The sequence below is a fragment of the Paraburkholderia sp. MM5384-R2 genome (genome assembly GCF_014201025.1).
Lineage (GTDB): Bacteria > Pseudomonadota > Gammaproteobacteria > Burkholderiales > Burkholderiaceae > Paraburkholderia > Paraburkholderia tuberum.
On the sequence record NZ_JACHDI010000012.1, the window covers coordinates 197,759 to 211,031 of the forward strand.

Sequence of the window (13,273 nt, forward strand, 5' to 3'; positions counted from 1 at the left end):
CGCACCGGCGCGCGAGCTAGATCATGGCGAGGTACTCAAGCAAACCTTAGGAATCTACACTCATGAAGCGACTCCTCATTACGGGCGCAGCGATCGGTTGCACGATCGTCCCGATGGCCGCGCTGGCGCAAAGCAGCGTCACGCTGTATGGCCTGATCGACGAAGGTCTGAACTATACGAACAATACTAAGCAAGGTTCGGCTGTGCAGATGGAAAGCGGCTTTGCACAAGGCAGCCGATGGGGCGTGAAAGGCAGCGAAGATCTGGGCGGTGGCACGAAGGCCCTCTTTCAGCTGGAAAATGGCTTCGACGTCAACTCCGGCGCACTTGGACAGAGTTCGCGCATGTTCGGCCGGCAGGCGTACATCGGTTTGAGCAACACGAAGCTCGGGACCCTGACAATGGGCCGTCAGTATGATTCAGTCGTCGACTATCTCGCCCCGCTTACGGCGAACGGCAATTGGGGCGGCTATCTGTTGTCGCATCCGTACGACAACGACAACTCAGACAATTCGTTCCGACTGAACAACAGCGTGAAGTACACCAGTAACGCCTACGGCGGCTTTTCTTTTGGCGGTCTGTACGGTTTTAGCAATCAGGCGGGTGGCTTTGCTGACAACCGGTCGTATAGCCTCGGCGCACAATTCGTCGCTGCCAACGTTTCAGTCGCAGCGGCGTACATGCAGATCAACAACCCGGGCGGAAACTCCGGTGGGTCGCTTGCAGCCGACGACACGAATTTTTTCGCGAGTCGCCAACAGGTGTGGGGCGCGGGGATTAACTACACGATTGGCTCTGCGATACTCGGCTTCGTATATAGCCACACGGCGCTTAATAACGCGACGGGCTCCGTCTATGTCGGCAACTTCGCGAATACGGCAAGCAGCCTGAAGTTCGACAACTTTGAATTGAACGCGAAGTATCAGTTCCTGAAGAATGCGTTCGTCGGAGCGATGTATAACTACACGATCGGTCACTTCAATAGCGCCGCCGGCGATTCGAAGCCGACGTGGCATCAGGTTGGACTGATGGCGGACTACAACCTGTCGCCGCGTACTGACGTGTACGTGCAGGGTATGTATCAGCACCTGGCGGGCGGCAGTGCGTCCGCGGCGCCGGTCAACACGGCGTTTATCACGGGTGCAGATTCGCCTTCGACGACAGCAAATCAGGTCATCACGCGCGTAGCCATTCGCCACCAGTTCTAACCGGCTCGCGCTTCATCGCGCCATCCCGCGCCCACGCATCGAGAGTCCATACGTGGGCGCGCGTTCGTCTTCCCTTTGCATCAGTCAGACGTGACGCCCCTATCCGTCGGGCTCGTAGAGGCGGACGCAGTCGCGCTAAACCGGTCGTTCTGGTACTCGATTGCGTGAAGCTCCTTGTTGCGGCCAAGTCTCGTGGTTGGCGGCGGATAGTTGTTCTCCGGTACCGGCAAGAGCCCATCGGCCTGTGCCTGCACCAGTTGCTGGTGTACTTCGGCGGGCGTCATTCCCGGAATGGCGGTTTGGGCGGAAACGCTTGAGCCAAAGGTAAGGCTGACTGCGGTGGTGCGGCGACTGCAACGCTGGAAAGCAGCTTGATCGTGCTTCTCGCGTCAGGTTTGGCAATGTGGACATGGCCATGCTTTCCATTCCGATCGCACGACCTGTCCTCTCTCTGACCACGCGACTACGGATTTGCTATCTGCGTGCGGCGGCTGTCGATTGCATTCCGAATCGCGTCCGGTTATCCGGCAGATAACAGACTTGTATTGTGGCTGACCGGAACCGGTAAGCACTGCCCACACATACTCCAGACCAGGTCCGAATCAAGCAGCGTTTTACTGCGCGAGCCTTGGGTCGGGCAATTCTTTTTGCTATTTATCAGGAATTCGTCATGTGGATTGTGAGGCTTGCCCTGCGCCGCCCGTACACATTCGTGGTACTGGCTCTGCTGATATTCATCGTCGGGCCGCTTTCCATTTCGCGTACGCCGACTGACATCTTCCCGAACATAGATATCCCGGTGGTCAGCATCGTCTGGACATATAACGGCTTTTCCGCGCAGGACATGGCCAATCGCATCACCTCGAATTACGAGCGCGCGCTGACCTCCGACGTTGACGATATCCAGCATATCGAGTCGCAATCGCTGAATGGCGTTTCGGTGGTGAAGATCTTTTTTCATCCGGGCGCGGATATCAATCGCGCGATCGCCGAAGCGGCGTCCAATTCCGCGTCGATCCTGCGCGTGCTGCCGCCGGGCACGCTGCCGCCGAACATCATTACGTACAACGCCTCGACGGTGCCGATCCTGCAACTCGGCCTCTCCAGCGATACGCTCTCCGAACAACAGCTCTACGACCTCGGCAACAGTCAGATCCGCACGCAACTGGCGACGGTACAAGGCGCGTCGGTGCCGCTGCCGTTCGGCGGCAAGGTCCGGCAGATCATAGTCGATATCGACCCGCGCGCATTGCAGGCCAAAGGCCTCGCGCCGCTCGACGTGGTCAACGCCGTCAACGCGCAGAACCTGATCCTGCCGGGCGGCACCGCGAAGATCGGCACGAAGGAATACAACGTGCAGATGAACGGCAGCACGGACACAGTCGCGGCGCTCAACGATCTGCCGATCAAGACGGTGGCGGGCGGCGTGGTGTATGTACGCGACGTCGCCCATGTGCGCGACGGTTACGCGCCGCAAACCAACATCGTGCGCAGCGACGGCAAACGCGCCGCGCTGCTGACGATCGAAAAATCCGGCAGTACGTCGACGCTCACCATCATCCAGCAGGTCAAGTCGATGCTGCCGCATATCGCGGCCGGCCTGCCGAGCGCGCTGCACATCACCGCGCTGTCGGATCAGTCGGTGTTCGTGAAGTCGGCGGTGGTGGGCGTGGCGCGCGAGGCGCTGATCGCCGCCGCCTTGACCGCCCTGATGATCCTGCTCTTTCTCGGCAGCTGGCGTGCCACGTTGATCATCGCGGTGTCGATTCCGCTTGCCGTGCTGACCTCGCTGATCGCGCTGTCCGCGCTCGGCCAGACCATCAACATCATGACGCTCGGCGGCCTCGCGCTCGCGGTCGGGATTCTCGTCGACGACGCCACCGTCGCCATCGAAAACATCACACATCATCTGGAGAACGGCGAGGCGTTGCACGACGCGATCCTGAACGGTTCCGGCGAGATCGCCGTGCCGACTTTCGTCTCGACGCTGTCGATCTGTATCGTGTTTGTGCCGATGTTCCTGCTCTCCGGCGTCGCGCGCTATCTGTTCGTGCCGCTCGCCGAAGCGGTGGTGTTCGCGATGATCGCGTCGTACTTCTTCTCGCGCACGCTGGTGCCGACCCTCGCGATGTATCTGATGCGCGCGCGCAGCCACGCGTCGATCACCGGCAACGGTCCGATTGCGCGCCTGATCCGCTTTCAGGCCGGCTTCGAGCAGCGCTTCGAAGGGTTGCGCGAACGCTATCGCGGCGTGCTCGGCGCGGCGATAGCGAGTCCGCGGCGCTTCATCGCGATCTTTCTGCTGCTTTGCATCGGCTCGCTCGCGCTGGTGCCGTTCGCCGGGCGCGACTTTTTTCCGGCTGTGGATACCGGTGAAATTCGCCTCCATCTGCGTGCGCCGATCGGCACGCGGATCGAGGACACCGCGAGCATTACCGACCAGGTCGAAGCCCGCGTGCGCGAGGTGATCCCGAAACAGGAACTCTCGGCGATGCTGGACAACATCGGCGTGCCGGTGAGCGGCATCAATCTGACCTACGACTCGTCGAACCCGATCGGCCCGGAAGATGCCGACGTGATGATCACGCTCGCGACAAAACACAAGCCGACCGCGCGCTACGTGGCGACGCTGCGTAACGCGCTGACGAAGGATTTCCCCGGTGTCACGTTCGCTTTCCTGCCCGCCGATATCGTCAGCCAGATTCTCAACTTCGGCCTGCCCGCGCCGATCGACATCCAGATCGTCGGCAACAAGCTCGATGCCAACCGGGTGGTGGCGAACCGTTTGCTCGCGCAACTGCGCGGTGTGCCCGGCCTCGTCGACGCGCGCATTCAGCAGCCTGGCGACGCGCCCGCGATCAACGTCGATGTCGATCGCACCCGGGCGATTCAGGCCGGCCTGCTACAACGCGACGTGTCGCAGAACCTGCTGATCGCGCTCTCCGGCAGCTCGCAGACTTCGCCGAATTTCTGGCTCGATCCGCGCAACGGCGTGAGCTATCCGCTGATGGCGATGATGCCGCAGTACGACGTCAATTCGCTGCAGGCGCTCGCCAATATTCCGGTCGCGCAGAACGGCGGCGCCAGCTCCGGCGCTACCACGGCGGCGGCCTCGGCAAGCGGCGCCGGCCCCGCTGCGCAGAACCTTCTCGGCGCGTTGAGCACGATGACACGCGGCACGCAGCAAGCCGTCGTCTCGCACTACAACGTGCAACCGGTGCTCGACATCTTCGCGTCGGCGCAAGGACGCGATCTCGGTGGTGTGGCCTCGGACGTGAACCGGCTCGTCGATCAGATCCGTCCGCAATTGCCGCCGGCCGCGTCCATTGTGGTACGCGGCCAGGTCCAGGCGATGCGCGATTCGTTCAGCGGCCTCGCGAGGGGCCTAGTGTTCGCCATCGGCCTCGTCTATCTGCTGATGGTGGTCAATTTTCAGTCGTGGCTCGACCCGTTCATCATCATCAGCGGCTTGCCCGACTCGCTCGCGGGCATTGCGTGGATGCTGTTCAGCACCGGCACCCGCCTGAGCGTGCCGGCGCTCACCGGAACCATCCTGTGCATCGGCATTGCCACGGCCAACAGCATTCTGGTCATCAACACCGCGCGTGAATTCCACCATGGCGGCAAGCCGGCGCTGCAGGCCGCGCTCGATGCCGGCTTCAGCCGCTTCCGCCCGGTGCTGATGACGGCGCTCGCCATGCTGATCGGCATGCTGCCGATGGCGCTCGGCCTCGGCGAGGGCGGCGAACAGAACGCGCCGCTCGGCCGGGCTGTGATCGGCGGCCTCGCGCTTGGCACGGTGTCCACGTTGTTGTTCGTCCCCGTCGTCTACGGGATGGTGCATGCGTGGCTCGACAAACGCCGCGCGGCACGCAGCGAAAAGCACGAAGCCGCCGTCACCGCCCGCACTCCTTGATTTCGACGAGACCTTTCCCATGAACGATTCATCACTTCCGCCGCAGTTCGGTGAGCAGGCAGCCACGGGCGGGGAAACCGCCGGCACCGGCCAAGCCGACACGGCCGCTCAGCCCGCAAGCGCCAACCAAAGCATGCACGCCGCCGACCCCGTGTCTCACCGCGGCCCAATAGCAAAACCGCGCCGCCGCCTCTGGCCGTTCGCGCTGAGCGGTCTTGCCGCGGCCTTGCTGATCATCGGCATCGTGCCGCGTCTGCATGCAAGCGCCGCGCTCGCGCAGCAAACGCAAGCGCAAAGCATGCTCAGCGTGTCGGTGGTCGCACCGCGCGCGGCGCCGGCCGTCGACGAACTGCTGCTGCCGGGCGCCGTCACGCCGTTTGCCGAAGCATCCATCTACGCGCGCACGAGCGGCTACCTCGCTCACTGGAACACCGACATCGGCACGCAGGTGAAAAGCGGCCAGACCCTCGCGACGATCGAAGCCCCGGAACTGGACGCGCAACTGCGCCAGGCCCGCGCCGACGAAACGACCGCGCAGGCCAATTTCGACTACGCGAAGACCACCGCGCAGCGCTGGCAGGAGATGCTGAAGACCCAATCGGTCGCGCAGCAGGACGCCGACACCAAGGTCAGCGACATGGAAGCGCGCCGTGCGATGCTGGCGTCGACGCAGGCCAATGTCGCGCGTCTCGCCGAACTGGTCTCGTACGAGAAGATCACCGCGCCGTTCGACGGCGTGATCACAGCGCGCAACGTCGACGTCGGCGCGCTGGTGACGGCGGGCGGCACGCCCGGCACCGCGGGCATGTCGGGCGAACTGTTCCATATCCAGCAGAACGGCGTGCTGCGGGTCTTCGTCGACGTGCCGCAGAACGACGCGCCGTATGTCACGCCGGATACCGGCGTGTATCTGACCGCCCAGCAGTATCCGGGGCGCCGCATCGCGGCGAAGGTGGCGCGCAGCACCGGCTCGATCGATCCGTCGAGCCGCACGTTGCGCGTCGAGATCGACGTCGACAACAAAGATGGCGCGCTGATGCCCGGCGCTTACACGCAGGTGCATCTGCAATTGCACTCGACCACGCGGGCCCTCGATCTGCCGGTCAGCGCGCTACTGTTCCGTCCGGACGGCGTGACGGTCGCCGTGGTCGACAGCCACGGCCGTGCGCTGCTCAAGACCGTGCATATCGGCCGCGACTTCGGCACGCACGTGGAAATCACGACGGGTCTCGCCGCCACCGACCGTGTGATCGACAATCCTGGCGATTCGCTGAGTACCGGCCAGATGGTGCAGATCATGCCGGCCATGCACGGCTGAGTGCCTCGTCATAGAAAGGAATTGCCGATGTTCAACCTGTCTCATTCACGGCCTTTGCCGCGCCGCGCGCTGGCGGCCACGCTGATCGGCGCGCTGCTCAGCGCGTGCTCGACCTTGCCGCCGTATCAACGCCCGAGCGCCCGGATTCCAACCCGCTTCGCGGGCGCCGCGCCCGGCTGGACGCAGGCGGCGCCCGCCGACGCCACGCCGCGCGGTCCATGGTGGACGATCTTCAACGATCCCCTGCTGAACCAGCTCGAGGCGCGCATCGACGTGTCGAACCAGAGCGTGCGCAAGGCGGTTACGCAGGTTCAGCAAGCGCGCTCGATGGTGGACTATCAGCGCGCCGGTTTCTTCCCGACGACCACCGCCGGCGCCGCGCAGAACCGCTCGCGGACCTCACAGAATGTCGAAGGGAGATCGCTCTCGGGCAAGACCGTACCGGACTATTCGGCGGGCGTGGCGGCGAGTTGGGAGCCGGATCTTTTCGGACGGGTACGCGACAGCGTGAACGGCGCGCAAGCCGACGCCCAGGCAAGCGAGGCAGACCTCGAGGGCGTACGCCTTTCGATGAGCGCCGATCTGGCCGCCGAGTATTTCTCGCTGCGCTCGCTCGACACACAGAAAAAGCTGCTCGACGACAGCGCGAGCGCCTACGACGCCGCGTTGAAGCTGTTGCAGCAGCAGCTGAAAAACGGCGCAATCGATGCCTCCGCCGTCGCTCAGGCCACGACGCAACTCGAAGCGACGCGCACGCAAGACACCGACATCGACGTAACGCGCGCACAGCTGCAGCATGCGATTGCCACGCTGATCGGCGAGCCTGCATCGACCTTTACTCTTGCGCCGAACGGTTCGGCCGTAACGCCGCCGGCGATTCCGACTGGTTTGCCGTCGCAACTGCTGGAGCGGCGCCCGGATATCGCCGCCGCCGAACGGCGCGTGGCGTCCGCGAATGCACAGATCGGCGTGGCGCACGCGGCGTTTTTTCCGGATCTGGTGCTGTCCGCGAGCGCCGGTCTCGAAAGCACGTTTTTTGCGCCGTGGCTGAGCGCGCCGAGTCTGTTCTGGTCGCTCGGTTCGCAACTGGCCGGCACGCTGTTCGACGGCGGCAGGCGCGAAGCCGGGCTGCACGGCGCCACGGCGCAATACGACGGCGCGGTCGCGGACTATCGTCAGTCGGTGCTGGTGGCGTTTCAGCAGGTCGAGGACAACCTGTCCGCCTTGCATTCCCTCGCCGACGAAGCCGCCAGTCAGCAGCGCGCCACCACGGCCGCGGATCTCTCCTTGCGGCTCACGACGAACCGCTTCAAGGCGGGCGCGGTCAGCTATCTCGACGTCGTGACCGCGCAGACGATTGCGCTGACGAATCGCCGGATCGCGGATCAGATCGCCGAGCGGCGGTTGGAGTCTAGTGTGTTGTTGCTGAAGGCGCTCGGGGGCACGTGGGGCAGTGAAGCCAGCAGCACCGCGGGGCCGGTTTAGGGCCGCCGGACACACTCACACAAGCCGCGGGAACATCAGCACGAACCGCGTGCTGCGCGCATCGCTTTGCGCATGCACCGAGCCGCCGTGTAGTTCCATGATCATGCGCACGATGGCGAGCCCGAGCCCGGTCGATCCGGTGGACCCGGTGGACCCTTTTGACAGCCCCGACGATGGCAGCGAACTGCGGGACGGATCGATCCGATAGAAGCGGTCGAAAATCCGTTCGAGATGCCCGGCGGGAATCGGCTGTCCCTGGTTCTCCACACTCACGCGCACCGCCTCTGCAGACGCGCTCGCGTCCAGCACGATCTCGCCGCCCGGCGGCGTATACCGGATGGCATTGGCGAGCAGATTGCTCACGGCACGGCGGAACAGTTCGAGATCCACCGTCAGGCTCGCCGCTCCGCTCACACGCACGCGCACATTCGCTTCTTCGGCAATCCCTTCGAAGTAGTCGGCGATATGCGTCAACTCCCGCCCCACGTCGAACTCACGCAGTTGCTTGACGAACTGCGGATGCTCGGCGCGCGCCAGAAATAGCACGTTCTCGATCATGCGCGAGAGCCGGTCGCACTCTTCCAGATTCGAGGCGAGCAGCGACTCGTATTCCTCGACGGTGCGCGGCCGGGCGAGCGCGACTTCAGCGGCGCCGCGCATGTTGCTGAGCGGCGTGCGCATGTCGTGCGCGAGGTCTGCGGTGAAACGCGACAGACGCTGGAAACCATGCTCGACGCGTTCGAGCATCGCGTTCAGCGCGGCTACCAACGTCTCGAGTTCGCTCGGCACGCGCGCCACCGCGATCCGCGTATTGAGGCGATTGACCGTGACGAGGCTCGCGCTCGCCGCGATATTGCGCAATGGCCGCAGCGCGGCACGAATCAGCAGGTAGCCGAGCAACATGGCCAGCGCCACGCCGGCCACGCCCGCCATGTGGAGTTTGTCGCGGTAACGGTCCAGCAGGAGCCAGCGGTCGCTCATATTGCGCGCCACCAGCACGCTCGCCGTTTCGCCGTCACGCAGCCGCGCGTCCGTGAGAATGCCGCGGATGGGCGCGCCGTCGCGGCCGGTCCAGTCGCCGATATCGGTTTCGGTGATGCGTGCCGTCGCGGCAACGCGCGCGAGCGGCGGCAACGCGGCAACCGTCGCGGCACCGCTCGCCGCGTCCGGCTCGGCGAGCGCGCCAGCGATGTTGTGTTCGAGCGCCCGCTTGCCGTCGGGATCGAACACTTCCATCGACATGGCTTCGTTGCCGAGCACGATGCTGGTCAGCCGCTCGCTGTGCTCGCGAATGCCCTGCGCCGAGTCCAGCTCCTCGGCGAGCCGCCGTGCGTGGCGCGCGGCGAGCACAATGTCGAGATTGTCCTGCGCCTTGATCTGCTTTTCGAGCGCCAGATACAGAAAACTGCCGACGAGCACGAAAACCGCCAGCGTGGTGGCGCCGAAAGCCAGCGCAAGCGTGGCGGCAAGCGAGCGGCCGCGCATCAATCAGTGTCCTTCAGTTCGAGCACATAGCCCACGCCGCGCACGGTGTGAATCAGCTTGACGGGAAAGTTATCGTCGATCTTGGTGCGCAGCCGGCGGATCGCGACTTCGACGACATTGGTGTCGCTGTCGAAATTCATATCCCACACATACGACGCGATCTGCGTGCGGCTCAACACTTCTCCCTGACGGCGCGCCAGCAGTTGTAGCAGCGAGAATTCACGCGGCGTGAGATCGATGCGCGTGCCGCCACGTTTCACGCGCCGGCGATTCACATCCATTTCCAGGTCGCCCACCTTGATGAGTTCGCTTTCGCGCGGCGGCCCACGTCGGCCCAGCGTGCGCACTCGCGCCAGCAATTCGACGAATGCGAAGGGTTTGACGAGGTAATCGTCCGCGCCGAGTTCGAGGCCGTGCACGCGGTCGTCGACATCGTCGCGTGCGGTAAGAAACAGCACGGGCGTGGAGCGCGTGTTGCGCAATGTCTTGACGATGGTCCAGCCATCCATGCCGGGCAGCATCACGTCGAGCACGATCACGTCATACTCATCTTCCTGAGCGAGGATCAGCCCTTGCGGGCCGTCGTTCGCCACATCGACCGCGTAGCCGGACTCCTCAAGACCTTTCTTCAGATAGGCCGCTGTTTTCAGCTCGTCCTCGATTACCAGGATTCGCATCGGTTGCTCCGCTTTGCGTTGACGATGAAATCATACCGGCAAGCGCTCCGGCCGGTGATTACGATCCGGCAATGTGCGTACGCACGGCCACCGGCCAGCAAGGCGCGAAGACCAGGCGCCGCTGCGCGCTGTCCCGTTGTACATGGACATCCGCAGTTTGCTGACCGGTTGAAGGCGATGGGCAGTTAAATTCGGCTGAACTACAGCTACCCGTGGACCGGGCAGGGCGAGGCGGCGGTAATCACACTCGGCCGGCTGGTCGCGTCGTGCATGCGCGCGCCGGTCCTGGCACGGCAGGCGGAGCATCGCGCGCATCGATCGTACCAGCGCAACGGGGATTACAGTTGGCGCGGAAGTAGATCGAAAACTGTGTCTGCCGGAGCAAGGCGATGCACCGCTAGAATCGCTGCACCGGAATCACTCCGGAGCGATCGGGCGTCCCGCACTCCAGCGACGTCGCAACGACGTTGAGCGGAGGGCAATTCGATGAAGGACGATCGGCAAAGCGAAGTGGAAAGCGGCACCCTGCACACGCACGACCCTGAGCTTCAACTCGTGGAACTGCTTGTCGAACTCTGGCAGGCGCAGCAGGCGTCACCGGACAAACCATGGTCGCTCGCGAAGCTCAGCAAACGTTCGCAATTACCGATGAGCACGCTCAGGCGCTTGCTGACGGAACTGGGTACGGCGGGCCTCGTCGATGTAACGATTCACCCCGACGGCACCGGTTCCGCGACGCTGACCACGCAGGGCCTCGATCTATGCACCGAACTCTTCCCCGTGTGAATGGCTGCCGACGCCGGCGAGCACGGCTTCATTGAGGCCGGTCTGCGGCCGCGCCGCATCAGCCTCCTGTGACAGTAGGAAAGAACGCCACTTCGCAACCGTCGTTGAGCAAGCAGGCATCCGAACGCATGACGCGGTCAACTGCCACGCGCACTGGCCGCCCGCCCGAAAACGTGGTTGCTGCCGCCTCGCCGCGCCCGGCCAGTTGCCGGCGAAGATCCGCTACGGTAGCGCCGCTGTTCGCGATGTCGACTTCCTCGACGGCGATACGCAACATTTCCCGCAAGCGGCAAAATATCTGACGGTGACTTTCACCGCTTGTCCTGATGCCGGGTTGCGGGCCTGTCTGGATGGTGAGTGAAGACGTGGCAATTATGTTTCGTATCCGGTCAGCCGCCGACGAGCGACATACGCACCGTCGGATAGTGCTTTTTCCCCGGCATGGCTCGCTTTTCTTCGCGCAGTTCCGAGTAGCGGTCGCGGCGGCGTGCCCAGACTTCGCGGATCTCGCCGGCGAGGTCGCCGGCGCCGCAGCCGCGGTCCAGCAGCCGTCGCAGATCGAACGATTCGGTGGCGAACAGGCACAGGTACAGCTTGCCGTCCGCCGCGACGCGCGCTCGCGTGCAATCCCCGCAAAACGGCTGAGACACGCTCGAAATGAAGCCGACCTCGCCGCCGCCGTCAGCGTAGCGGTAGGTCGCGGCGGTATCGCTGCCGCGCGCCGCGGCACGGGGGACGAGCGGGAAGGTCTGTTCGATTTCGCGGCGGGCGTCGGCGGAGGTGAATACGTTGCCCTGCGTCCACGACGCGGCGCCGCCGACGTCCATGAATTCGATAAAGCGCACGGTCACGCCGCTAAACCGGAAATGGCGGGCTATCGGCACGATCTGATGTTCGTTGACGCCGCACTCGACGACCGTATTGACCTTCACCGGGGCAAGCCCGACGGCGCACGCTGCTTCGATGCCTTCGAGCACGCGCGCAACGGGAAAATCGACGTCGTTCATGCCCCTGAACAGTGGGTCGTCGAGACTGTCGAGACTGACGGTCACACGTCCGAGTCCGGCCACTTTCAGCGCGCGCGCTTTCGCGGCGAGAAGCGACCCGTTTGTCGTCAGTGCAAGTTCCACGGGGCGGCCATCGCGTGTCGTCATTGCGGCAAGCCTTTCGATCAGGCGTTCGAGGTTCTTGCGCAACAGCGGTTCGCCACCGGTCAGGCGGATCTTTTCGACGCCGAGGTGCACGAAGGCGCCGGCGACCGTGGCGAGTTGCTCGAATGAAAGGCGGGCAGACGAACTGAGGAACGGATAGTCCTTCGTAAACACCTCCTTCGGCATGCAGTATGTGCAGCGGAAGTTGCACTGGTCGATCACCGACAGCCGCAGGTCCTTCAGCGGACGGCCGAGCGCATCGATGCATTCGATGTCGGGCCATGCGGCGGCGCCCGCATCGGCGCGTGAAAGCGGCGAGCGAATCGCGACGGTGTTGGTCTCAGGCAAGCAAACGGTGCTCACGACGATCTCCCTTCAACAAGGCGAGGGCGACGCGGGGCAACATCCGTGTCCGCGTCCAGCATGGTGTCAGGATAAGCCCACGCGGCGCGAGACCTGCATACAGTAGGGTGCCGTTTGAAGGGGTACAGTTCGCGCGCCCGTTCCGGTGCGTGCGTCATGCGCAGTCCGGCATCGGCCTGCAAAGCGTTGCGTCCTGCCGGTGCGTGTCTGCGCCCGTCGACCCTCAGACTGGCTGCGCGCACGGCCTGCTGGCTGACGATTTGATCGATCGACGCCTGGCCCTACCGAGAACGTATGGATACGGCTCGCGATGTAGACGCGCCGGAGCCGGTACTTGGTCTCGCCGACGGCCTGCCGGATACGCTGCGCGTTTCGCTCGAAGCGTTGGGCCCAGCATTGCATTGAACATTGAACGAAGAGGAGCTTCTCCGACCTTCCCGGCCGTCGGCCGGCTAGATGATCGACCTCAGAAGACGCGCCATTTCCGACGGGTTCTTCGTGACCTTGATACCGCACGCGTCCATGATTTCCAGCTTCGCTTCGGCGGTGTCCGCACCGCCCGAGATCAGCGCGCCGGCGTGGCCCATGCGCTTGCCCGGAGGCGCCGTGACGCCAGCGATGAAGCCAACCACCGGCTTCTTCATGTTGTCCTTGATCCAGTGCGCGGCGTTCGCCTCGTCCGGACCGCCGATTTCGCCGATCATGATGACGGCGTCCGTATCCGGATCGTCGTTGAACATCTTCATCACGTCGATGTGCTTCAGACCGTTGATGGGGTCGCCGCCGATGCCGACTGCCGACGACTGGCCGAGGCCGATCGCGGTCAGCTGGCCGACTGCTTCATACGTCAGCGTGCCCGAACGCGACACGACGCCGATGCGGCC

At 64.0% G+C, this 13,273-nt stretch carries 10 protein-coding genes and 2 pseudogenes; 6 read left to right on the forward strand and 6 right to left on the reverse strand.

Annotated features, from left to right (window positions below; all coding sequences use genetic code 11):
* Positions 1-62 precede the first annotated feature (62 nt).
* Positions 63-1,208, forward strand: a complete 1,146-nt coding sequence (locus tag HDG37_RS20425) for a porin (protein ID WP_184050762.1) — start codon at positions 63-65, stop codon at positions 1,206-1,208.
* Between the two features lie 80 nt (positions 1,209-1,288).
* Here the strand turns inward: HDG37_RS20425 and HDG37_RS40410 are convergent.
* Positions 1,289-1,534: pseudogene (locus HDG37_RS40410) on the reverse strand (DUF4148 domain-containing protein); the annotation flags it as partial.
* Positions 1,535-1,878: 344 nt separating this feature from the next.
* Between HDG37_RS40410 and HDG37_RS20435 the strand changes: the two are divergent.
* From HDG37_RS20435 to HDG37_RS20445, 3 genes are read left to right on the forward strand one after another with little or no spacing between them, the layout of a single operon-like run.
* On the forward strand, positions 1,879-5,124 hold the full coding sequence (locus tag HDG37_RS20435) for an efflux RND transporter permease subunit (RefSeq protein WP_184050766.1): 3,246 nt from the start codon (positions 1,879-1,881) through the stop codon (positions 5,122-5,124).
* Between the two features lie 19 nt (positions 5,125-5,143).
* Positions 5,144-6,442: an efflux RND transporter periplasmic adaptor subunit gene (locus HDG37_RS20440; protein WP_184050768.1), complete on the forward strand. Its 1,299-nt coding sequence runs from the start codon at positions 5,144-5,146 to the stop codon at positions 6,440-6,442.
* Positions 6,443-6,469: 27 nt separating this feature from the next.
* A complete protein-coding gene (locus HDG37_RS20445; protein WP_184050770.1) occupies positions 6,470-7,927 on the forward strand; it encodes an efflux transporter outer membrane subunit in 1,458 nt (485 codons plus the stop codon).
* Positions 7,928-7,942: 15 nt separating this feature from the next.
* Here the strand turns inward: HDG37_RS20445 and HDG37_RS20450 are convergent, their stop codons facing one another.
* Both HDG37_RS20450 and HDG37_RS20455 read right to left on the reverse strand, forming a co-directional pair.
* Positions 7,943-9,412, reverse strand: a complete 1,470-nt coding sequence (locus HDG37_RS20450; RefSeq protein WP_184050772.1) for a heavy metal sensor histidine kinase — start codon at positions 9,410-9,412, stop codon at positions 7,943-7,945.
* On the reverse strand, positions 9,412-10,089 hold the full coding sequence (locus HDG37_RS20455) for a heavy metal response regulator transcription factor (RefSeq protein ID WP_184050774.1): 678 nt from the start codon (positions 10,087-10,089) through the stop codon (positions 9,412-9,414). The genes HDG37_RS20450 and HDG37_RS20455 overlap by 1 nt, the downstream gene beginning before the upstream one ends.
* Positions 10,090-10,575: 486 nt before the next feature.
* On the opposite strand from HDG37_RS20455, the gene HDG37_RS20460 reads away from it, so the two are divergent.
* Positions 10,576-10,875 carry an ArsR family transcriptional regulator gene (locus tag HDG37_RS20460; RefSeq protein WP_260334950.1) on the forward strand — a complete coding sequence of 100 codons (300 nt, stop codon included), beginning with the start codon at positions 10,576-10,578 and terminating at the stop codon, positions 10,873-10,875.
* 58 nt (positions 10,876-10,933) lie between these two features.
* Here the strand turns inward: HDG37_RS20460 and HDG37_RS20465 are convergent, their stop codons facing one another.
* Positions 10,934-11,152, reverse strand: a complete 219-nt coding sequence (locus HDG37_RS20465) for a MoaD/ThiS family protein (RefSeq protein ID WP_184050776.1) — start codon at positions 11,150-11,152, stop codon at positions 10,934-10,936.
* On the opposite strand from HDG37_RS20465, the gene HDG37_RS20470 reads away from it, so the two are divergent.
* A complete protein-coding gene (locus HDG37_RS20470; protein WP_184050800.1) occupies positions 11,081-11,236 on the forward strand; it encodes a hypothetical protein in 156 nt (51 codons plus the stop codon). The genes HDG37_RS20465 and HDG37_RS20470 overlap by 72 nt on opposite strands.
* A gap of 28 nt (positions 11,237-11,264) precedes the next feature.
* On the opposite strand, the gene moaA is transcribed toward HDG37_RS20470, so the two are convergent.
* Both moaA and HDG37_RS20480 read right to left on the reverse strand, forming a co-directional pair.
* Positions 11,265-12,389 carry a GTP 3',8-cyclase MoaA gene (gene moaA, locus HDG37_RS20475; RefSeq protein WP_409260236.1) on the reverse strand — a complete coding sequence of 375 codons (1,125 nt, stop codon included), beginning with the start codon at positions 12,387-12,389 and terminating at the stop codon, positions 11,265-11,267.
* A 452-nt stretch (positions 12,390-12,841) separates the two neighbouring features.
* A pseudogene (locus HDG37_RS20480) lies at positions 12,842-13,273 on the reverse strand (succinate--CoA ligase subunit alpha); the annotation flags it as partial.